The organism is Paenibacillus sp. FSL H3-0333, assembly GCF_038002805.1.
In the GTDB taxonomy this organism is placed as follows: Bacteria; Bacillota; Bacilli; order Paenibacillales; family Paenibacillaceae; genus Paenibacillus_AQ; species Paenibacillus_AQ silagei.
This window is the reverse complement of record NZ_JBBODG010000001.1, coordinates 7,299,262-7,318,563: the sequence shown is the minus strand read 5'-3', so window position 1 is coordinate 7,318,563 and position 19,302 is coordinate 7,299,262. Positions and strand designations below refer to the sequence as shown.

17 protein-coding genes are annotated in these 19,302 nt (G+C 54.8%); 7 read left to right on the top strand and 10 right to left on the bottom strand.

Annotated features, from left to right (window positions below):
- The first annotated feature begins 17 nt into the window (after positions 1–17).
- Together MHH78_RS31920 and MHH78_RS31915 are read left to right on the top strand one after the other, a co-directional pair.
- Positions 18–1,322: an ABC transporter substrate-binding protein gene (locus tag MHH78_RS31920; protein WP_341170060.1), complete on the top strand. Its 1,305-nt coding sequence runs from the start codon at positions 18–20 to the stop codon at positions 1,320–1,322.
- Positions 1,323–1,425: 103 nt separating this feature from the next.
- Positions 1,426–3,522 (top strand): beta-galactosidase, encoded by a 2,097-nt coding sequence (locus MHH78_RS31915; RefSeq protein WP_341170059.1) that lies wholly within the window; start codon positions 1,426–1,428, stop codon positions 3,520–3,522.
- On the opposite strand, the gene MHH78_RS31910 is transcribed toward MHH78_RS31915, so the two are convergent.
- Entirely contained in the window at positions 3,512–3,742 is a 231-nt protein-coding gene (locus MHH78_RS31910) for a hypothetical protein (RefSeq protein ID WP_076078884.1), read from the bottom strand. The two genes, MHH78_RS31915 and MHH78_RS31910, sit on opposite strands and share 11 nt — an antisense overlap.
- A 147-nt stretch (positions 3,743–3,889) precedes the next feature.
- On the opposite strand from MHH78_RS31910, the gene MHH78_RS31905 reads away from it, so the two are divergent.
- Positions 3,890–4,804 carry a LysR family transcriptional regulator gene (locus MHH78_RS31905; protein ID WP_341170058.1) on the top strand — a complete coding sequence of 305 codons (915 nt, stop codon included), beginning with the start codon at positions 3,890–3,892 and terminating at the stop codon, positions 4,802–4,804.
- Between the two features lie 105 nt (positions 4,805–4,909).
- Here the strand turns inward: MHH78_RS31905 and MHH78_RS31900 are convergent, their stop codons facing one another.
- On the bottom strand, positions 4,910–5,746 hold the full coding sequence (locus tag MHH78_RS31900; RefSeq protein ID WP_051478505.1) for an AraC family transcriptional regulator: 837 nt from the start codon (positions 5,744–5,746) through the stop codon (positions 4,910–4,912).
- Positions 5,747–5,865: 119 nt separating this feature from the next.
- On the opposite strand from MHH78_RS31900, the gene MHH78_RS31895 reads away from it, so the two are divergent.
- On the top strand, positions 5,866–7,896 hold the full coding sequence (locus tag MHH78_RS31895) for a beta-galactosidase (RefSeq protein ID WP_341170057.1): 2,031 nt from the start codon (positions 5,866–5,868) through the stop codon (positions 7,894–7,896).
- 86 nt (positions 7,897–7,982) lie between these two features.
- Here MHH78_RS31895 and MHH78_RS31890 read toward each other — a convergent pair whose 3' ends face one another.
- Genes MHH78_RS31890 through MHH78_RS31880 form a run of 3 tightly spaced genes read right to left on the bottom strand, consistent with a single transcriptional unit; the run spans position 7,983 to position 11,953 of the window.
- Positions 7,983–9,176: a Ger(x)C family spore germination protein gene (locus tag MHH78_RS31890; protein WP_341170056.1), complete on the bottom strand. Its 1,194-nt coding sequence runs from the start codon at positions 9,174–9,176 to the stop codon at positions 7,983–7,985.
- Entirely contained in the window at positions 9,169–10,272 is a 1,104-nt protein-coding gene (locus MHH78_RS31885; protein ID WP_341170055.1) for a GerAB/ArcD/ProY family transporter, read from the bottom strand. The genes MHH78_RS31890 and MHH78_RS31885 overlap by 8 nt, the downstream gene beginning before the upstream one ends.
- 28 nt (positions 10,273–10,300) lie before the next feature.
- Positions 10,301–11,953: a spore germination protein gene (locus tag MHH78_RS31880; protein WP_341170423.1), complete on the bottom strand. Its 1,653-nt coding sequence runs from the start codon at positions 11,951–11,953 to the stop codon at positions 10,301–10,303.
- Positions 11,954–12,191: 238 nt separating this feature from the next.
- Here MHH78_RS31880 and MHH78_RS31875 point away from each other — a divergent pair, with 238 nt between their 5' ends.
- Positions 12,192–12,749 (top strand): DUF1273 domain-containing protein, encoded by a 558-nt coding sequence (locus MHH78_RS31875; RefSeq protein WP_036731292.1) that lies wholly within the window; start codon positions 12,192–12,194, stop codon positions 12,747–12,749.
- A complete protein-coding gene (locus MHH78_RS31870; protein WP_341170054.1) occupies positions 12,715–12,855 on the top strand; it encodes a hypothetical protein in 141 nt (46 codons plus the stop codon). Before MHH78_RS31875 ends, MHH78_RS31870 begins: the two co-directional genes overlap by 35 nt.
- Here the strand turns inward: MHH78_RS31870 and MHH78_RS31865 are convergent.
- Positions 12,813–14,270 (bottom strand): amidase family protein, encoded by a 1,458-nt coding sequence (locus tag MHH78_RS31865; RefSeq protein WP_341170053.1) that lies wholly within the window; start codon positions 14,268–14,270, stop codon positions 12,813–12,815. The genes MHH78_RS31870 and MHH78_RS31865 overlap by 43 nt on opposite strands.
- Positions 14,271–14,482: 212 nt before the next feature.
- On the opposite strand from MHH78_RS31865, the gene MHH78_RS31860 reads away from it, so the two are divergent.
- Positions 14,483–15,409, top strand: coding sequence for a DUF6612 family protein (locus MHH78_RS31860; RefSeq protein ID WP_341170052.1), 927 nt, complete (start codon positions 14,483–14,485; stop codon positions 15,407–15,409).
- A gap of 103 nt (positions 15,410–15,512) precedes the next feature.
- On the opposite strand, the gene MHH78_RS31855 is transcribed toward MHH78_RS31860, so the two are convergent.
- The 4 genes from MHH78_RS31855 to MHH78_RS31840 form a co-directional block, all read right to left on the bottom strand.
- Entirely contained in the window at positions 15,513–16,250 is a 738-nt protein-coding gene (locus MHH78_RS31855) for a hypothetical protein (protein ID WP_341170051.1), read from the bottom strand.
- A gap of 156 nt (positions 16,251–16,406) precedes the next feature.
- Positions 16,407–16,922, bottom strand: coding sequence for a hypothetical protein (locus MHH78_RS31850; protein WP_341170050.1), 516 nt, complete (start codon positions 16,920–16,922; stop codon positions 16,407–16,409).
- A gap of 182 nt (positions 16,923–17,104) precedes the next feature.
- Complete coding sequence (locus tag MHH78_RS31845) at positions 17,105–18,532, bottom strand: HAMP domain-containing sensor histidine kinase (protein ID WP_341170049.1); 1,428 nt, start codon at positions 18,530–18,532, stop codon at positions 17,105–17,107.
- Complete coding sequence (locus MHH78_RS31840; protein WP_076078903.1) at positions 18,520–19,200, bottom strand: response regulator transcription factor; 681 nt, start codon at positions 19,198–19,200, stop codon at positions 18,520–18,522. The genes MHH78_RS31845 and MHH78_RS31840 overlap by 13 nt, the downstream gene beginning before the upstream one ends.
- Between the last annotated feature and the right edge of the window lie 102 nt (positions 19,201–19,302).

The following is a 19,302-nucleotide window of genomic DNA, read 5'->3' as shown; positions in this document are numbered from 1 at the left end:
CAAGGGGGAAATATCCAATGAAGAAGAAACAGTCTGCACTGATGATGTCATCCGTAATGCTAATGTCAGTAGTGCTCGCGGCTTGCGGCGGCAATGCCGATAAGTCTGCCTCAAATAATGCTTCGAATGGAAGCGCTGGCAACAGCGGCGCTGTGAAGACGGTTAAGATTTTCCAGTTCAAGACCGAGATCGTGGAAGGCCTGAATGAGCTGAAGGTGGAATTCGAGAAAGAGCATCCTAACATCAAGCTGGATATCCAGACCGTGGGTGGCGGCGCAGACTATGGTGCAGCGCTGAAGACCAAATTCGCTTCCGGCGATGCGCCTGATATTTTCTCCAATGGCGGTTATGCGGAAATGGCACTGTGGCAGGACAAACTCGAAGACCTGTCCGACCAGCCTTGGGTGAAGGATCTGATTCCACTTGCAGCAGAACCTATGACCAAGGACGGCAAAACCTACGGGATGCCAATGAACCTTGAAGGAATCGGTTATGTATACAACAAGGACCTGTTCGCCAAGGCCGGGATTACAGAGACGCCAAAAACCATTTCCCAGCTTGAAGAAGCAGCTAAAAAGCTGCAGGCGAGTGGAGTAACTCCGTTCGGCAACGCTTATCAGGAATGGTGGCTGCTGGGGATTCAGGGGATTAGCGTAGCTTTTGCACAGCAGGATAATGTGGATGAATTCATCAAGGGTCTGAACGACGGAACCGCATCCATCGTAGGGAATGAGAAGTTCAAGGATTGGAGCAACTTGCTGAACCTGACGGTAAAATACGGCCAGAAGAATCCTCTGACCACGGATGCTAACACTCACCTGGCGCTGTTCGCCAAGGGCGAAACGGCTATGATGCAGGAAGGCAACTGGGCACAGACACTGGTAGATAACATTACGCCGGACATGAACATCGGGATGTTCCCGATGCCAATCAATGATGATGCGGCGATGAACGATAAGCTGTCGGTGGGTGTTCCGGCGAACCTGGTAGTGAACAAGGAATCCGGCTCCAAGGAAGAAGCGAAGACGTTCCTGAACTGGCTGGTCACTTCGGATATGGGGAAAGAGTATATCGTGAAGAAATGGAAGTTCATTCCTGCACTGTCCACCATTCCGGCAACCCCTGAGGATATCGGTCTGCTGGGTGCGGATGTCTGGAATTATGTAAAGGAAGGCAAGGTCTACGGGCTGCAGGCATCCAAATTCCCTGATGGCGTTACACAGGAATTCGCCAGCTCCATTCAGGAATTGATTGCCGGCAAAGTGGATGAAGCCGGCTGGGAGAAGGGCATGCAGGCTGCCTGGGATAAGCTGAAGAAATAATCTGAAAGGGAACAGATTGGATAGAGTGGTTTGGCCGGGACGCTCATGCCCATCTCAGTGAATGAGGTGAGGCGGGGCGTCCTTTATGGTTTTCGGCTAACTGGTGATTGAGGTATACTCGAATCAAAGTCTTGTACATTACGATAAGAGGGAGCTGGGCACAATTCGGGAGCGGAATGATTACAGCAACGTGCAAATCGGTGTCGACTATTATCCTGAGCATTGGGACGAGTCCATGTGGGAGAAGGATATCAAGTTAATGAAGGAAACCGGGGTCAAGGTTGTCCGGGTAGCGGAATTTGCCTGGAGCCGGCTGGAACCTTCGGACGGCAGCTTTGACTTCGCCTGGTTGGACCGGGCGCTGGATTTGTTCCATGCGTACGGGATTCAGATTGTGATCGGGACGCCTACAGCAACACCGCCGCGCTGGCTGACCTCCGCTTACCCGGATGTGTTGCCTGTACTCGCGGACGGCGGCGTCTTCCATCCGGGCGTGCGCGGCCACCGCTGTTATAATAGCGCTTCCCTGCGGAAACATGGCAGCCGGATTATTGAGGCGCTTGCCCGCCAGTACAGCAGCCACCCTGCAGTTATCGGCTGGCAGACGGATAACGAATTCAGTATGCTGGATTGCCACTGTGACAGCTGCAACCTGGCGTTCCGGGACTGGGTTCAGCAGAAGTACGGGACGCTGGAACAGCTTAATTCGGAGTGGGGAACCGTGGTCTGGAGCGGAAGCTACAGCAGCTGGAGTGAACTGACGGTTCCTTATGGCGCTTCACCTTTTCAGAACCCTTCGCTGCTGCTGGACTTCCAGCGGTTCCAATGGGATTCAGTGATTGCCTTCCAGAAGTCGCAGATTGATATGCTGCGGGCGATCTGCCCACATCACTTTATCACCCATAACTTTCACAGTTATCCGCAGCGGCTGGACATGCACGGGCTGGCAGAGGAGCTGGATGTGGCGGCCTTCGATTACTATCCGAATCCTTCGCCTAAAAAACAGGCCACTGCACCATACAGCGGGGCCTTATCCCTGGATCTGACCCGCGGAATTAAACGCCAGGGCTTCTGGATCATGGAGCAGCTTAGCGGCCCTCCGGGCTGCTGGTTCCCGATGTGGCGCACTCCGTATCCCGGCCTGATCCGTGCATATGCCTGGCAGGCGATTGCCAGAGGTGCGGATACCGTGGTGCATTTCCGCTGGAGAAGCGCAGCCGCCGGAGCAGAGCAGTTCTGGCACGGCCTCATCGACCACAGCAATGTGCCCGGGCGGAGATTTGCCGAATTCGGGCAGCTGTGCAGTGAGGTGAATGCTCTGGCTCCGCTGCTGGAAGGGACCGGAGTCATGAGTCAGACGGCTATCCTGTATTCGCACGAGCAGTTGGCTGCGCTGCGGATTCAGCCCCAGGCGGAGGGGCTGGACTATTATGATAACATCAAGCAATATCACCGGGCGTTAACCAAGCGTGGCATCAGTTGTGATGTGGTGGACTGGCGTCAGCCGCTGGAGGGCTACAAGTTGGTTATCGTCCCGAGCCTGTACCTGCATGATGAAGAGGCGGCACAGGCGCTGGAATCCTTTGCGGACGGCGGCGGCACAGTCATTTTGATGAGCCGAAGCGGTGTGAAGAACATGAATAATATCTGTGTAATGCAGCCTCTTCCCGGGCTGTTCTCACGTGCGGCCGGCATAACGGTGGAGGAGTATGATCCGGTTGGAGACGAGATTCATACGCTCCGTGATGCTGAAGGGAATATGTATGCATGCAGCCATTGGTGCGACATTCTTTGTCTGGAGGGAGCGGAGCCGATCGCCTGGTATGAAAATGATTACTATGCCGGAGTTCCTGCGGCTACACTTAACCGCTTCGGGGCGGGCAAGGTATATTATATCGGAACCGATCCCGGGGAGGATTATTGGCTTAAGCTTTTGGGTGATATCGCGCTGGACGCAGGGCTTGAGCAGTTCGCGGAATTACCGGAGGGCGTTCAGGCCTTCAAGCGTACAGGAGAGAACCGGGAGCTGCTGTTCCTGCTGAACCTCAGCCGGACGGCTCAGAGCATCCGGCTGGAGAAGCACTACCGCAGCGCGCTAACCGGCAATCTGGAGACTGGAACCGTCATGCTTCCGCCTTTTGCTGTTCAGATTCTGCAAGCTGTAAGCTCTGGCCTGCAGGAAGCTGGAGTCAGGCAGTAGGGTGTCGTCTCTTCTCCTGCATGCGGGAGGCCAGGGAGACCACAGGAGCTTTCGGCTGTGGCTTCCGTCTCTCGGCCTGCTGCTTCTGCGCCGCCATAAGCTCCTCTTGGCGGAACCGGCTTAGGAGGTCATGGACAGTTCTGATTTCACTTGTACCGATAGCTATTTCTATGCCATCCGGATTACCGGGCAGCTGGAACTTCCACTTTTTGTTTTCCACTGCTCTCACTCCTAGCAATTTTTTAGTCGGGGTCTCGCATTCCTGTTATATTTCCATCATAAACGGTGTATCGGATCATGTATAATGAAGGGAAATGATGGAGGCCATCACTGCGGCTGATGGGTGATCCGGGGGGAGCGATACGGCGTGGATACGGGTCTTCTCAAAGTATTTCTGGCGGTTGCCGAAGAAGGAAGTATCTCTAAGGCAGCCCAAAGCCTGAACTATGTGCAGTCCAATGTAACGGCAAGAATCCAGCAACTGGAGCAGGAGCTGAAGACTCCGCTGTTCTACCGGCATAGCCGGGGAATTACCTTGACCTCGGCCGGACGGACGTTCATGGAGTATACGGTCAAGATTCTTAATCTGCTGGATGAGGCGAAGCTGGCGGTGCTGGATTCGCCGGTGCCCACAGGCTTGATTACCATCGGCTCGGATACGACGGCGGCAGTGCGGCTGCCTGCTATCCTGTCCACTTACCGAGGATGCTACCCGGAGGTGGAGGTGCAGCTGCAGGTCGGACGGGCGGGGGAGCTGATCGAGTCGGTTCTGCAGCATCAAGTCCAGGGGGCCTTTATGGACGGGCCGGTGGAGCACCCGGAGATTGTCCAGGAGCTGCTCATCCACGAACGGATCGGGCTGGTGATTCCCGATAGTATGGATTATCAGGGCATCCTCTCTGTTCATGACAAGACCCTGCTGATGCTGAATTCAGAATGCCTGTACCGGAACAAGCTGGAGAGCTGGCTGGCGGAAGAGGGCGGACGGCTGGGTAAGATGATGGAGTTCGGGACGATGGAGGGATTACTCGGCTGTGTAAGGGCGGGAATAGGGTATGCGGTGCTGCCGTTATCCTATTTCACCCGGATGAATGTCACGGAGGGGATAAGGATCTATCCGTTTCCCGAGAAGTATGCGGAGGTGCCGACAGTATTCATCCGGCGGCGCGACCTCTATATGACGAGCGCGTTCCGGGAGTTCATCGAAGAGCTGAAGGCAGGGCTGCCGGAAGCGGTGAGCGGGACAGACAGGATGCAGGACGGCAGCGGTCCTGTGGAGTAACGGGCAGCAGTGAAGTCATAAACGTAGGATAAGATCCTATATTCGTGCCGCAAAAGACGGATACCCCACTTAGGTGGATGGTATCCGTCTCTGTATGTTCAGGAGTTAGTGCAGCTTCCTGAACTGCTCCGGCGTAACCGCCGATTGCTTGCGGAAGGTGGCTACGAAATGGCTGACATCGCGGAAGCCGACCAGCTGCGAGATGGCCTTAACGGTAAGCTGGGGATTCGCAACCAGCAGCTCCTTGCTCTTGCGGATGCGCAGCCGGACGAAATAAGCATAAGGCGATAGCCCGAAGGTCTGCAGGAACAGGCTGTTCAGATATCTGCCGGACACCTCAAGCCGGGAGGCGAGATCACTGAGGCCTACCTCGGGATCACCATAATGGCTGTCCATCCATTTCAGCAGCGGCTGAAGCTTGTCCACATTGCGGGAGATGGCCGTGTTGTTATGCAGCTGCCCGTATTTGTTCAGGGTCAGCAGGAAACGGTAGGCATCGCTGGATTCCCCGAGACTGAACATGTCATTCGAAGTATCGTGGCGGTCCAGCATCTCCTTCAGCATCGAGCTCAGCGGCGCCCCGCTCTCCCAGCGGTAGAACAGGCTGGTGTTCATCCCGAGCGAATCCAGAATATGCCGGGCTGAGGTCCCGCCGAAGGTGAGATAATAGGTGCGCCAAGTCTCTGAGGAGAGTGCTTCATAGCGGTGCGGTGTCCCCGGCATCAGCAGAATGCCGCTGCCTTCGGTGAGTGTGAGCTTCTTGTTGTCGAAGTGGATCATCCCGCCGCCATGCGCCGTCTGCAGCCAGTGATAGGTGTGATAGCCTTGCGGCCGGGAGACTTGTTCCTGATCAGGGTTATAACCCATACTGTCGAGGGTGATGGGGAGCAGCTGGCCGCTCTCCTGGGCGAATACGATTCTGCGGACGGTATCCAGTGACATTTCGGTTCATCTCCTGGTGTTCCATATTATTATATTCCAATTCATTAATATTATATTTATAGCGATAGAGGTAGCGATTAAAATAAGAATATACTTATACTATAAAGGATGTGCGTAGCGTGATCAACGAGAAATTACCTAAGATCTGGTACGGTGGAGATTATAACCCGGAGCAATGGGAGGCCCCGGACTGGGCGGAGGACGAGCGGATGTTCAAGCTCGCGGGCATAGACGTAGCAACCATTAATGTGTTCTCTTGGGCGCTGATTCAGCCGTCTGAGGATACGTACGATTTCAGTGGTCTGGATGAGTTAATCGACCGCTTATATAAGAACGGCACCTATGTATGTCTGGCTACGGGTACCGGGGCACATCCGGCCTGGATGGCTCACCGCTATCCGGAGGTCACCCGCGTGGATGTTCAGGGCCGGAAGCGTAAATTCGGCGGCCGCCACAACTCCAACCCGAACAGCGCAGTCTACCGCAAATATGCGGCCCTGCTGGCCGGTAAGCTGGCTGAGCGCTATAAGGATCATCCGGGCCTGGTGGCCTGGCATATCTCCAATGAATATGGGGGATATGATTACTCCGAGCAGTCCGAGGCTGCTTTTCGTGTCTGGTTGAAGGAACGTTACGGAACGCTGGATGCGCTCAACAAAGCCTGGAACACCCGGTTCTGGGGCCATACCTTCTATGACTGGGAGGAAATCGTTGTTCCGAATGAACTCAGTGAAGAGTGGGGCGGTAACCGGACCAACTTCCAGGGAATTTCTCTGGACTACCGGAGATTCATGTCGCACAGCCTGCTGGAATGCTACAAGCTGGAGTACGAAGCCATCAAGCAGCACAGCACGAACATTCCGATTACAACCAACATGATGGGCTTCTACCCGGAGCTGGATTATTTTGAATGGGCGAAACATATGGATGTGATCTCCTGGGACAACTATCCGTACTTGGACACGCCGGTCAGCCATACGGCGATGACACATGATCTTATGCGCGGCCTGAAGAACGGCCAGCCGTTCATGCTGATGGAGCAGACGCCAAGCCAGCAGAACTGGCAGCCGTACAATTCCCTGAAGCGTCCCGGCGTCATGCGCCTCTGGAGCTATCAGGCGGTAGCGCGCGGTGCTGACACCGTGCTGTTCTTCCAGCTGCGGCGGTCCATCGGCGCTTGCGAGAAATACCACGGAGCGGTCATTGAGCATGTAGGGCATGAGCATACCCGCGTATTCCGCGAATGTGCTGAGCTGGGCCGGGAGCTGGAGAGCTTGGGCAGCGAGCTGCTGGATGCACGCAGTGCGGCGCAGATCGGGATTATCTACGACTGGGAGAACCGCTGGGCGCTTGATCTCTCCAGCGGCCCGTCTGTTGCACTGAAATATGTGGACGAGGTCCATAAGTATTATGATGCGCTCTATCAGCAGAATATTGAAGCGGATATGATCGGCGTTGAAGAGGAGCTGTCGAGATACAAGATTGTCATTGCACCGGTGCTGTATATGGTGAAGCCGGGCTTCGCCGAGAAGGTCGAAGCCTTCGTCCAGGCAGGCGGCACCTTCATTACGACGTATTTCAGCGGGATTGTCAATGAGAATGATCTGGTTACGGTTGGCGGGTATCCGGGAGAGCTGCGCAAGGTGCTCGGCATCTGGGCTGAGGAGATCGACGCCCTGCTGCCGGGCATGAGCAATGAGATCGTGATGAACAAGGAGTGGGGATCACTTAATCGTTCATATAGCTGCGATCTGCTCTGCGACCTGATTCATCCCGAAGGCGCAGAGGTGCTCGCTCAGTATGGTGCGGATTTCTATAAAGGTATGCCTGCCCTAACGGTGAACAGCTTCGGCGCTGGTAAGGCTTATTATGTGGCCACCAGCCCGGATGCGGCCTTCCTGCGCGGCTTCCTGGCTAACCTGTGCGTCGATAACGGCATTGCACCGCTGGTCAGCGCGCCGGAAGGTATTGAGTCCGTTCAGCGTGTGAAGGACGGCGTATCCTATTTGTTCCTGCTGAACCATTCAGCAGATGAGCTTCGTGCGGATATCGGTAACCTAGAGCGGACCGATCTGCTTACCGGGAAGAAGTTCAGCGGCTCCACTACAGTTCCCGGGCGCGGAGTGCTGATTCTCTCAGACAAGCAGTAAGGCACGACAAAGCTGTCCCGAAGGCCGTTCATTAGACACGGCCTCTGGGACAGCTTTTTTTAAAACAGACTCTTAACGGGATTACCCTATTGAGTGAAGGAGCCGAAGTCCGTAATCTTCAAATCAACCGTGACATGAATAGGAGTCCGGCTGAACACCTCGTCCCAATGATCCTTCAGCTTGTTCCATAAGGCGGGTTCCTGGATGCTGAGCCTGGTGGAGAATCCGCCCACATCTGCTTTGTAATCCGACTGCAGCTTGTGAAGCATACTCTTCATCATCCGCTCCAGCCGCTCCTTGAACAGCTTCTCTGCTTTTTGGGGAAGATGGGTGGCCGCAGGGTATTCCTCTACGTTCCAGGTTTCGCTTAGCCTTCCTTCCGTTACAAGCTTGACGTCGAAGGACAGCTCGCCGCCGTCTGCTTTGGCAGTGATTTTACTCTTCATGGACTTGAGTTCATAGGTAATCGGCTCATTGTTCCAGTCGTAGGTCTTGATGACCCCGCTTTGCCCCCCGTTGGTCAGCCAGCTCAGACATTCGGTCTCCTCCTGATTCAGCGGGCCCACCCAGTGCCCGGTATCTCCCTTGATGACTCCGGCTCCCGAGAATTCTACCTCCCCATTCGCCGTTACCAGGTTCTGCAGTGCATAACTGCGTTTGGAGTGCATATTGGCATCCATTTTCGATAAAATAACAGGGTCCAGCACCTTGCTGGTTCTCTTCTGATTGCGCAGCATATCTCTGATGTGAAAGGCAGGAATTTCATTTTTTTGCTTCGCGACCATGGTGTCTGCTGCGCGGCCTTGGCTTAAGAACACCATCGTGCTGGGACGGATATCATTATCCCGAAGGACGAAATCCATTAACTGGTTTATCCTCTGCTGCTTGAGCAGCTCACTGGAGATCACTATAACCTTGAGGTGGTGGCCGATGATCGGCCGTTCACGCAGAATCGAATATTGACGGAAGATCTCCAGCACAGAATCTCCGGTTCCGGTTACATTCATATAGGGTGGACTGCTGCCGCTGCTGCCGCCTTGTTTATCTGTCCCTCCCACGGAGTTAGCCGGAACCATCTGCACAGTGGCGGTGATTTTATTCTTTTTATAATAAGTAGCGCCCTTGTCCTCCAGCTCCTGTTCTGTGGGCGAGAACTCTCCGACATCCAGAGCCAGCCCTGCGTATAGGGCCAGATCCTCAATCTCTTTACTGCTCCAGCAGGAGGTCAGTGTGGCAAGGATTAGCAGACTGCACAGCACCACCAGGATTCGTCTACACATGCTGCTTCAGCCCCTTCACCCGGATGAGCCAGACGACAGAGAGCAGGACAGGCACCAGCAGGAACAGCACCAACCCCATCTTGCCTATGGTATCTCCGAGTGCGAACAGATCGCCTAAGGATTTGGGCAGCATCGCCGAGATGAACAGCAGCGGAACCAACGCATAAATAATCGGGTGCACCTTAAGCTTGAAGATCTGTGAGAGACCCAGCGTAGACTGGAAAAAGAAGCTGCTGAAGTTGCAGAACATCTGCATCAGCCAGATGACCATGAACGGGAATTCCAGGCGCTCGAAGAAAAATCCCGGCACCTCGAAGCTGCGCAATAGATCAATAGTGGGCCAGGTGCTGGTGATGGCGGAATCAATAGAGATGCCTCCGATCACTATAATGATGGTCAGGAAATAGATGGACAGCAGGATGGCCAGGCCGCCAAGCATAGCTTTGACAGCCTTTTTGGGGTCATCCATGAATGCCACAAGCGTCATAGTGACTTCACAGCCGGTGAATACAAGCACGGTGGATTTGAGCCCGGCGAATACGGGGGACCATCCCTTGCTGAGTACAGGACGCAGATTATCTATATCGAACATCCGCAGGCTGAGCACGAAGGAGATGAGCAGAATCATAATGCTGATCGGAAAAACAATGGTGTAGACACGGGCAATAGAGTTGATGCCTCCGTATACGAGGTAGGTGCTCAGCCAGAGAAAAGGTAGGATTACTGCCCAGATAGGAGTCCCCTCCAACAGGAAAAACAGGGTAACCTCAGCCAGTGTACGGATCTCAAAGCCGGCGATAGTGATGAAATACAGGATTAACAGCATGGACAGAATGCCGCCGATGAACCGGCCGGTCAGCAGCCTTGAGTACTGAAAGACGGTTTTTCCCGGAAATTGCTGGCTGATCTTCACCATAAGGAGGACAACCAGCATCACAATGGCCCCGCCGAGCAGGGTGGAGATCCAGCCATCCGGAGTTCCGACACTCTTGCTTACGCTGCGCGGCAGTGTGAGCACACCCGCGCCCAGCAAGGTATTGTTCAGGAAAATGGCCGTTTGTGTAGCCGTGATTTTATCATCCGTGCGTATGAACATACTGCATTCCTCCTTATACCAGGCGCGGTCATGATCTTCGTTTACTCTGCTTAGTCTTCATCATTTTCGGTCTGCGCTTCATCAGTGCCATCGGAGCGCGCAGGAACAGATCCTTCCAGTCACTGAGCCGGAAAGGGGAGAGCGGGGTCAGATAAGGCACTCCGAAGCTCTTGAGCTTGGTCAGGTGGCAGCAGATCAGCAGGAAGAACAGAATGGTCCCGTACATTCCCAGCACCGAGGCGAACAGCATACCGGCGAAGCGCAGCATCCGCAGGGTGATCCCGGCGCTGTACATCGGAATGGAGAAGGAGGAGATGGCAGTTACGGCCACCGTAATGACCAGGAACGGGCTGACGATCCCCGCCTGAACCGCTGCATCGCCGATGATCAGACCGCCGACGATGCCCATCGCGGGACCGATCGGCTTCGGCAGCCGGATGCCCGCTTCCCTAAGAATCTCGATGGCGACCTCCAGAATCAGCACCTCTATTAGAGAGGGAAAGGGCACACCCTGCCGGGTCTTAATGATCGTGATCGCCAGCTCTGTAGGAATCAGCCCCGGATGAAAGGAGATGAATGAGATGTACAGGGCTGGAGCCATCAGGGCAAAGAAGGATGCTCCAAAACGCAGCAGCCGCAGGAGAGTGCCAGGCAGCCAGCGCTCGTAATAATCTTCCGGCGACTGCAGCAGCATGCTGAAGGTCACCGGTGCGATTAGCACAAAGGGCGTGCCGTCCAGCAGAATGGCGACCCGTCCTTCCAGCAGGGCACTGATGACTCTGTCCGGCCGTTCTGTATTCTGCAGCTGCTGGAACGGGCTGAGATAATTATCCTCAATCAGCTGCTCGATGTAGCCGGATTCGGCCAGGAAATCCATATCGATTTTGCAGATGCGGTTCTTAATCTCCTCCAGCAGGTCGGGATTGACGATATCCTTCATGTAGGCCACAACGATCTCCCTTTCAATAGCGGTCCCTGCCCGGAAGGATACCATCTCAAGCTGATCGCTAAGGCCCTGGCGGCGCAAAATAGAGGTATTCTCGCTGAGCACCTCCGTGAAGCCCAGTCTGGGGCCGCGGAGCAGCGCTTCGGAGACCGGCTCGTCCGCCTGGCGGCTGGGAGCACCGGGCATCTCGATCAGGAGCCCGCAGCGCAGCCCTTCGATCAGGAGGGCGGCATGGCCGAAGAGGACAGACTTATTGAAGTCCCTGATATGCTCTTCCTCTCTAAGCTCACTGAAGGGAAGACGATGCCCGGCCATTTCAACAGAAGACTGCGGACCGGGAGGCATCTCATACATCAGGTATTGCATAACTTCCATACTGAGCAGCCGGTCACTCTGCATGCCGTCGACATGGATGACGACTCCTTGTGCACCTGTTTTGGCATTTGTGAATGCTCTGAAATGGACATCGCTGTTGTTGCCGATGCCGGATTTAACCGCCTGCAGGTCGGCCTTAAGATCACCGGTAAACCGGGCGGAGGATTCCTCTGGAGCCAGCGGCGGCGGCCCCTGCGCAGGAAGGGTTCTTGCGCCGTACCCGATCTGGCCGCGTCCGCTGCCTACCAGCTTGTAGAGCGATTTATAGAGATAGGCCAGGAGCAGCGGAACAAGCATAGCCACACCCGCTTGGGCGAAGATTGCCCAGCCGGGTATATAGGAAAGAATCATACCGAACAGTGTAATCATCCCCAGCTTTTGAATTTGGGTATAACGGAGTACAAGTTTTCATCTTCATGCAGTTTTCCAAACTTTATCTAAATTTACTCGTAATTACCGAAAATAATTTGGCACGGTGGGTCCGGCTTATATGCTCCCCGGGTCCGGCAGCCCTGCCACGCGAAATAAGATATAATGCATAGAGTACAGGTTGTTCCATACATTTCGGAATGAAGCAGTCAGGAGAGAGGCGCAGCACATGAAGACTTTACTGGTCACAGGCTACCGGGCCCATGAGCTCGGCATTTATGACAGCAAGCATCAGGGCATTCCCTATATCAAAAAAGCACTCGCGAACCGGATCATTCCGCTGGTGGAGGAGGGACTGGAATGGGTCATTACTCCCGGGCAATATGGTGTTGATCTGTGGGCCTGCGAGGTGGTGCTGGAGCTGAAGCAGCAATATCCCGGACTGAAGCTGGGCATTATTACAGCCCATGCGTCACCGGAGGAGAAGTGGAAGGAAGAGAAGCAGAATGAATACCGCCGCATTGTAGCCGGTGCTGACTACTACGGAGCCGTTAGCAATGCTCCCTATGACGGGAGCTGGCAGTTCAAGGCCAGAGATGATCTGCTGCTGCGTAAAAGCGACGGGATTCTGTTGTTCTACGACGAGGATGCGGCGGAGAGCAGTGCGAAGTTCACCAAAGAGCGGGTCGTGAAGCTGCATGCTGAAGGCGATTATGAGCTGCATCTGATGCATGCAGAGGAGATTCAGAGCATTGCCGATGAAGAGAACCGGCATGACTATGATTGAGAAGGGGGTGCGCAGCTGCGAGCTGCGCACCTGGAGCCTGTCCCATGTTGGCATGAAGCGGGATCAGATGAAGCTGCGGAGTGAAGGCGGCTTGCGCACCTTATAGTTCTGCTCATAGGCGTAAGCCAGTCTGATAAGCACCGGTTCTTCATAGGCCCGGGCGGAGAAGGTTACGCCGAAGGGGGCACCGGCTGAGGTATAGCCTGACGGCACCACGATCGACGGATATCCGGCTCTTGAGGTAATCCGTGCGCCGAAGTCAGCGGGGAACAGCAGGGCATCAAGCTGATGTTCGCGCATAGTAGCGTCAATCCCGAGCTCCTTGCAGAGTCTGAGATCCGTCATGCGGTCACGCAAATATTGCGGCTCAGTGAAGGTGCCGGAGGTTGTTAATTCGGCATCGAGCAGGGTCGCTTGCCCGAACTTCAGCGTCTGGACCGGATGGGCATGATTGAAATCAATAATTTCCTTCAGGGTGCGCATCGGTGCACCCGGACCCAGGCGGGCCAGATAGGCGTTCAGTGAGGTTTTGAATTCATTCAGCACCACAGATGAATAGCTGATCTCCCGTGCCGTTGTTATCTCGGCCGGATCAATAATGGTCGCTCCAAGCTCACGCATTCTCACTACAGAGGCATTGAACAGCCCAAGCTGTTCCTCCGTCAGCTCCTCGAAGTAATAATCGCGCGGAATTCCGATTCTCGCTCCCCGCAGACCGTCTGCATCCAGGAAAACCGTATAATCCTCATGAACCTTACCTCTGTTCGTTCCCATAGCCGCATCACCGGCATCCTGACCGAGTAAAGCATTCAGCAGAAGGACGGCATCCCGGACAGTTCGTGCCATAGGCCCGGCGGTATCCTGCGTGCTGGAGAGCGGCAGAATACCCGAGCGGCTGATCAGCCCCACCGTGGGCTTAATACCGATAATAGATCCAAGATTGCCGGGATTGAGGATGGAGCCGGAGGTCTCTGTTCCAACGGAAACGGTGCAGAAATTACAGGCCACCGCTACCGCAGACCCTGCGCTGGAGCCGCCTGTCGGCGTGGAGATGTTATAGGGGTTAAGCACCTGCCCGCCCCGGGAGCTGTAGCCGGAGGGCATGCCATTCGTCATGAAGTTGGCGAATTCCGTCATATTAGCCTTGCCCATAATGATAGCTCCCGCCTCGCGCAGCCTGCTGACGATGAAGGCGTCCTCTCCGGCAAAAGAGTCCGCCAACGCGAGCGAGCCCGCGCTGGTATGCATGTTATCCCCGGTATTAATGTTATCCTTCAATAGCACCGGTATGCCGTGCAGCGGTCCGCGCGGACCCTGAAGCTGGCGCTCTACGTCCAGGGATTCAGCGATGAACAGCGCATCCGGGTTAATCTCCAGTACAGAATTCACCGTCAGACCGTTTTTGTCATGATCCGCTATGCGCTCAAGGTACATCAGGACTAATTGTCTGGAAGTGATCTCCCCGGAATCCAGAGCGGCTTGAATGTCAGACAGGGTAGCCTCTACGATTTCAAAACTCATGCGGGTCCACGCTTCTTTCCCTTTAGGATTTAGTAGTATTCTTCCTCATATAAGCACAGTTTGGCCTGTCTTCATAGTGTTCTTTTGCGGGCGGGACGACCATGACTTTGGGTGTAACTTTTAAACGGCTGATTAAAAGGGGGGCTCCTGTGGTTAAATACATCACAAGATTTAACAATACTACTTGCTAACATCACTAGGAGGAATCGAACTTGAAGAAATGGACTACGATATTTATGGGTGTTATGCTGACTGTTGCCTTGGCTGGCTGCGGCAATAATGAGGAGCTCAAACCATCGGAGGGCGCTGCAACAGCTGCACCTGCAGGAAGCGCGGCTCCGGAAGCCTCCGCATCGGCAGCGCCTGCTGAACAGACATCAGACGGCGTTCCAACGGTGGATGAATTGATTCAGAAGTCGGTTGCCGCATCGGGTGATCTGAAGAGCTTCGCGATGGAATCGCAGGTGAAGCAGAAGATCAATGTGAAGACGGCACAAGGGGACAATGCGCAAGATACCGATATGACCACGAAATCTGAGTTCATTAAGGAGCCGCTGATGATGCATCAGGAGGTGCAGATGAAGACGGCCCAGGGCGACCAGAAGATCGAGCAATATGTGACTAAGGACGGCTTCTATTCCCAGATGAACGGGCAATGGATGAAGATGCCTGCTACGATGGGTGAACAGGTCCTAGCTGCTATGCAGCAGTCCGCGAACCCTGAGAAGCAAATGGAGCAATTCAAGGCGCTTACCGAGAAGACAAAAATCACCGAGGAAGGCGATAGTTATCTGCTGTCTGCTGAGGTATCCGGCGATGACGTCAAGGAGCTGGCGAAGTCTTATATGAACCAGGGCGGCAGTGCCGATCCTCAGATGGCTGCTATGATGGAGCAGATGAACATCAAGAGCATGAACATCGCTTATGCTGTTGATAAGAAGACGTATTATCCAACCCGTACAGATGTAACCATGGTCATGGATATGACCAGCAATGACCAGACGATATCGATTGATATGGATATGAAGGCGACCATAAGCGAGCACAACAAGGTCGATGAGATCAAGATTCCGCAGGAAGCGCTGGACGCGAAGGAAGTTGAAATGCCAGCGGCTCCGGCAGCTCCTACAACTCCGTAACAGGCTTACCGGGCTGAATTGAAGTGCAACACATGGAAACGGCGCTGCTGTCCTGATTAGGACGGCAGCGCCGTTTTGTCGTAAGTTGTTTTGCAGGGTGATTTTATAAATTAAACGAGTTGCTTAGCATACCAAAGGCTGCTCCAGCAATGACGGAGGTAATCAGCTTGTAGAAAATATATCCGGTCACAATGTTGGCGATGGCAATCGGGTATAAGGTGTCAATGCCCCGGCTGCCGCCGGTGTTCAGCGGATATTGGAACAAAGCCGTATTCATGCTGATGAAGACGAACAGGAAGGACAACGCCACCAGTGTGGTCGAGAAGGAGTGCAGGCTGACAAGTATTGTGAGAATCGCCAGCACCAGCAGCGCCACGGCCGGAACGAGCAGCGTCCCCATACGGGTAATCAGCAATTTGAAATCGAAGCTGACCTTCTCCAGCCGGAGAACGGCATAAGTGGCTCCGCAAGCAACGGCAAGGCCTACCGCCGTCAAAAACAGCGGCTTCAGGAAGCCGGGGCCGAAGATGGCTGAGACATCCCATTTGATGAACAGGGTGAGGAAATATAAGGCCGTTAACAACGCTGTAAGGCCCATGGTGATCAGGCTGTTCATGAAATGGGCCACAGGAATTTCCCTCATTGTACTGTACGGGCGGGTAAGGGCTCTCAGGTAAAAGCTCCAATACTGCTTGCCTACTGCCTGTGCCTGCTGTACACGTTCATCCTTGAGCAGATTATTGAACTGCTCGGTTACCTTGCGCTGGGGCTGCGGTTGCCCAGGTTGGTTATTAGGCCCCTCAGGATTCGTGAAGGGTGTTCCGCCTTCCGGATTGTTCATGGTGATTCCTCCTTGTGAAATATATGGAAAATGCCATTGGCTATAGTATAAGGGCACTCACCGGGGAATTCTATAAATTTGCCGGAATATGCAGGAATTCATGCGAAAAAGCCCGTAAATCGTCGATAAACGTCGATTTACGGGCCGGGACCCCTTCTATTCCTGTGGTTCGTCCGCCACCCGGGCAAACCCCTCTTCAGCGAGATATTCCTCCGCTTCAGCCGTCGTCTCGAAGGCCATCTCAAGCTGTAGTCCTGCATAGAGATACCACAGATCCTCCTCGAATCTCAGGCTCAGCGTATGCCCGTCCTCATTCTTCCACAGCGACTGCGCTTCAGCTCCGCCCGTCTGCGCTTTTTTCTTTCTTTTGGAAGGGGCAGGGGCCTCGGGAATGTACATCAAGAGAGAAGTGATCGACGCATCCAGCAGCTCGCGCAGCGCAGCCTCCGAATAATCGCGGATATTGACCAGTCCCTTATCATCCGTCTCATAGCCCCGCAGCAGTCCGGCATAGACGAAGCCGTTCCCGTTCGGGTGAATATGCGAAGCCACGGTCTTCTTATCGTGACGGCTCTGCTCCAGGTGATAATTCACCCGTCCCAGTGAGACCTTCCGCGCCTCCAGCTGGGGGTAGGAATCAAGAATAGCTATTTTCTGTTCAAAAGTAAGCATATACGCCTCCGGTTCACTTGAAATATAAAAATGTATAGGTTTCACGCTATACATTATCTTTCTATTTCTCGCGGAAACGGTATTTCCGTCCTTTTAAAGGACGGAAATACCGTTTCCGCTTGTAGTCAGTTGATTATAGCATGCAGCGGGACAATGGACTACAGCGCCTCTCCATGGATTGTTTACTCTGCCAGCGGCAGCCGCAGCACGAAGGTGCAGCCCTGCGGCGGGTTGCTGCCCAGCTCCAGGCTGCCGCCCATGGCCTCGGCCAGCAGTCTGCTGAAGGTCAGGCCCAGCCCGAGTCCGCGAAGCAGGCTCTGCTTGCCCGAGCTGCGGTAGAACGCTTCGAAGATCCGCTCCCGGCTGTCCGGATGGATGCCCGGCCCGTTATCCGTAACGGTGATTTCGGCCTGCCCCTGCGGCGTAGCAGTAAGTGTGAGCTTCAATCGAAGCTTGCGGTCAGGCGTCTTCGCCTGCAGGCTGTTGCCCAGCAGATTCACAATAATCTGTTGGATGCGCAGCGGGTCTCCCCGCAGTACAAGCGGAGTCTCCGGCAGCAGCAGGATGGGCTTACTGACCTCCTCGTTCTGGGTCAGCATCCATTGATAGAGGATTTCCTCCAGCAGCGGGGCCGCTTCGAGCTTATCATGACGGACGGCAACCATGCCCGCTGTCAGCGCATTGTAGTCCAGCAGATCGGCGACCATATACTGCAGCCGCCCGGTCTCAAGCAGAGCGATATCGAGGAATTCCCCGGCCTCCTCGCCTTCGACAACGCCCTCGCGGACCGCATGAAGCAGTCCTTTGATTGAGGTGACCGGCGTCTTGAGCTCATGGGACACGCCGGCCAGCATGATGGCCCGTGACTGCTCGAACTGCTGCAGCTTGCCCGCCATCTCCTGGAAGGAGACGAGGAGTTCGTGAATCTCTCGCTCTCTGGCCCCGGTCTCAAGCGCGATATTATACTGGCCGCTGCTGATCTGCGCGGCGGCCGCAGCCACCCGCTGAACCGGCTTGGCCAGCTTGATCGACAAGAGATAGATCGTCAGCCAGCTTAGGATAATCAGGAAGACGATGATAATCGAGAAGAAGGTGATCTCCTCTGTCGGAATATGACGCAGGGAGCGCTTGGACTGCATAACCAGCACCTGCCCCAGCGTGCCCTGGTCCCCCTGGATCTGAGCGGCAGCGGCTTTGTATTCCGAGGTCCGCGAATCGGTCAGGGTATCATTGAGCTTATATCGCATCTCCTCGTCCGTCATCGGGGGCTGGGAGTATAGCAACTCGCCTTCGGGTCCGGTGATGATTACGCACATCTCCTCAGTTACCTTGAAGAAGCGTTTGCGGTCCTCCACCAGCCTATTCAGGTTCGGGGTAATCGCTAATTGACCGTCTGTATCCACGCTCCGGTCAGCGATCTCCTGCGCCAGCAGGCCGGTCGTCTGCATCCGGTTGCTCATCGCCTCCTGCTGCATCCACCAGAGGGTGAACAGCGCAGTCACCAGCAGCCCGATACTGATGATCAGCAGATACCGCAGTGTCCAGTAAGTGAGAATGGAGGTGGTCTTCTTCTTCCTGCTGTTCTTCTTACTCTTATTTATGTTGTCCATAATTGATAACCTGTTCCTCTCAGTGTGCGGATCTCGCCTTCATCCTCCGGCCAGTGCGAGAGCGCCTGGCGCAGTCTTTTGATGGAGAGATCAACGGCCCGGTCGCTTCCCTCGTAATCCATCTCCCATACATGCTCCAGCAGTTGGTCACGGGTGCAGATCTGATTCGGCCGCTCGGCCAGGAACAAGAGCACCGACATGTCGCGCGGGCTAAGGCTGACCTCTGCCCCGTTCAGGAAGATGCTGCGGGCCGAGAAGTCGATGAACAGGCTGCCGTAATGGCGCTTGCGGCTGCCGTCCGACCACTGCGAGGGGCGGCGCAGCACCGCCCGCACCCTTGCGACCACCTCCTCGGGAATGAAGGGCTTCGACATATAGTCATCCGCCCCGCCGTCCAGACCCGCCAGCCGGTCCTTGATCCCGTCGCGGGCGGTGAGCATGATGACCGGGCAGCTGCTCCGCTCACGGATGAGCTGCAGCAGCTCGAAGCCGTCCATCGCCGGCAGCATGATATCGAGCAGGACAAGCGAGGGAGGTGCCTCCTCGAAGGCGTCCAGGGCACTCCGGCCGTCTGCGGCCCGGGTGACGTGAAAGCCAGCTTTTCGCAGATAGGCACTAAGCACCCGCGCGATGGCTTCTTCATCCTCTACGATTAGTATCGATTGCATGAGCTTCAGTCCCTTAACTAAAATTACGACAATTCTAACACATTTGCAGGCTAGTATGCTTTGACTTATTCCCGACATATTGCTTTGGTAGAATGGGAGCCA

What these genes read in the sequence shown, in the direction of transcription:
- MHH78_RS31850 (WP_341170050.1), bottom strand. Translation starts at nt 16,922, where the DNA reads ATGCTTACTTTTGAACAGAAAATAGCTATTCTTGATTCCTACCCCCAG.
- MHH78_RS31875 (WP_036731292.1), top strand. Translation starts at nt 12,192, where the DNA reads ATGAAGACTTTACTGGTCACAGGCTACCGGGCCCATGAGCTCGGCATT.
- MHH78_RS31920 (WP_341170060.1), top strand. Translation starts at nt 18, where the DNA reads ATGAAGAAGAAACAGTCTGCACTGATGATGTCATCCGTAATGCTAATG.
- MHH78_RS31900 (WP_051478505.1), bottom strand. Translation starts at nt 5,746, where the DNA reads ATGTCACTGGATACCGTCCGCAGAATCGTATTCGCCCAGGAGAGCGGC.
- MHH78_RS31865 (WP_341170053.1), bottom strand. Translation starts at nt 14,270, where the DNA reads ATGAGTTTTGAAATCGTAGAGGCTACCCTGTCTGACATTCAAGCCGCT.
- MHH78_RS31845 (WP_341170049.1), bottom strand. Translation starts at nt 18,532, where the DNA reads ATGGACAACATAAATAAGAGTAAGAAGAACAGCAGGAAGAAGAAGACC.
- MHH78_RS31890 (WP_341170056.1), bottom strand. Translation starts at nt 9,176, where the DNA reads ATGTGTAGACGAATCCTGGTGGTGCTGTGCAGTCTGCTAATCCTTGCC.
- MHH78_RS31885 (WP_341170055.1), bottom strand. Translation starts at nt 10,272, where the DNA reads ATGTTCATACGCACGGATGATAAAATCACGGCTACACAAACGGCCATT.
- MHH78_RS31855 (WP_341170051.1), bottom strand. Translation starts at nt 16,250, where the DNA reads ATGAACAATCCGGAAGGCGGAACACCCTTCACGAATCCTGAGGGGCCT.
- MHH78_RS31840 (WP_076078903.1), bottom strand. Translation starts at nt 19,200, where the DNA reads ATGCAATCGATACTAATCGTAGAGGATGAAGAAGCCATCGCGCGGGTG.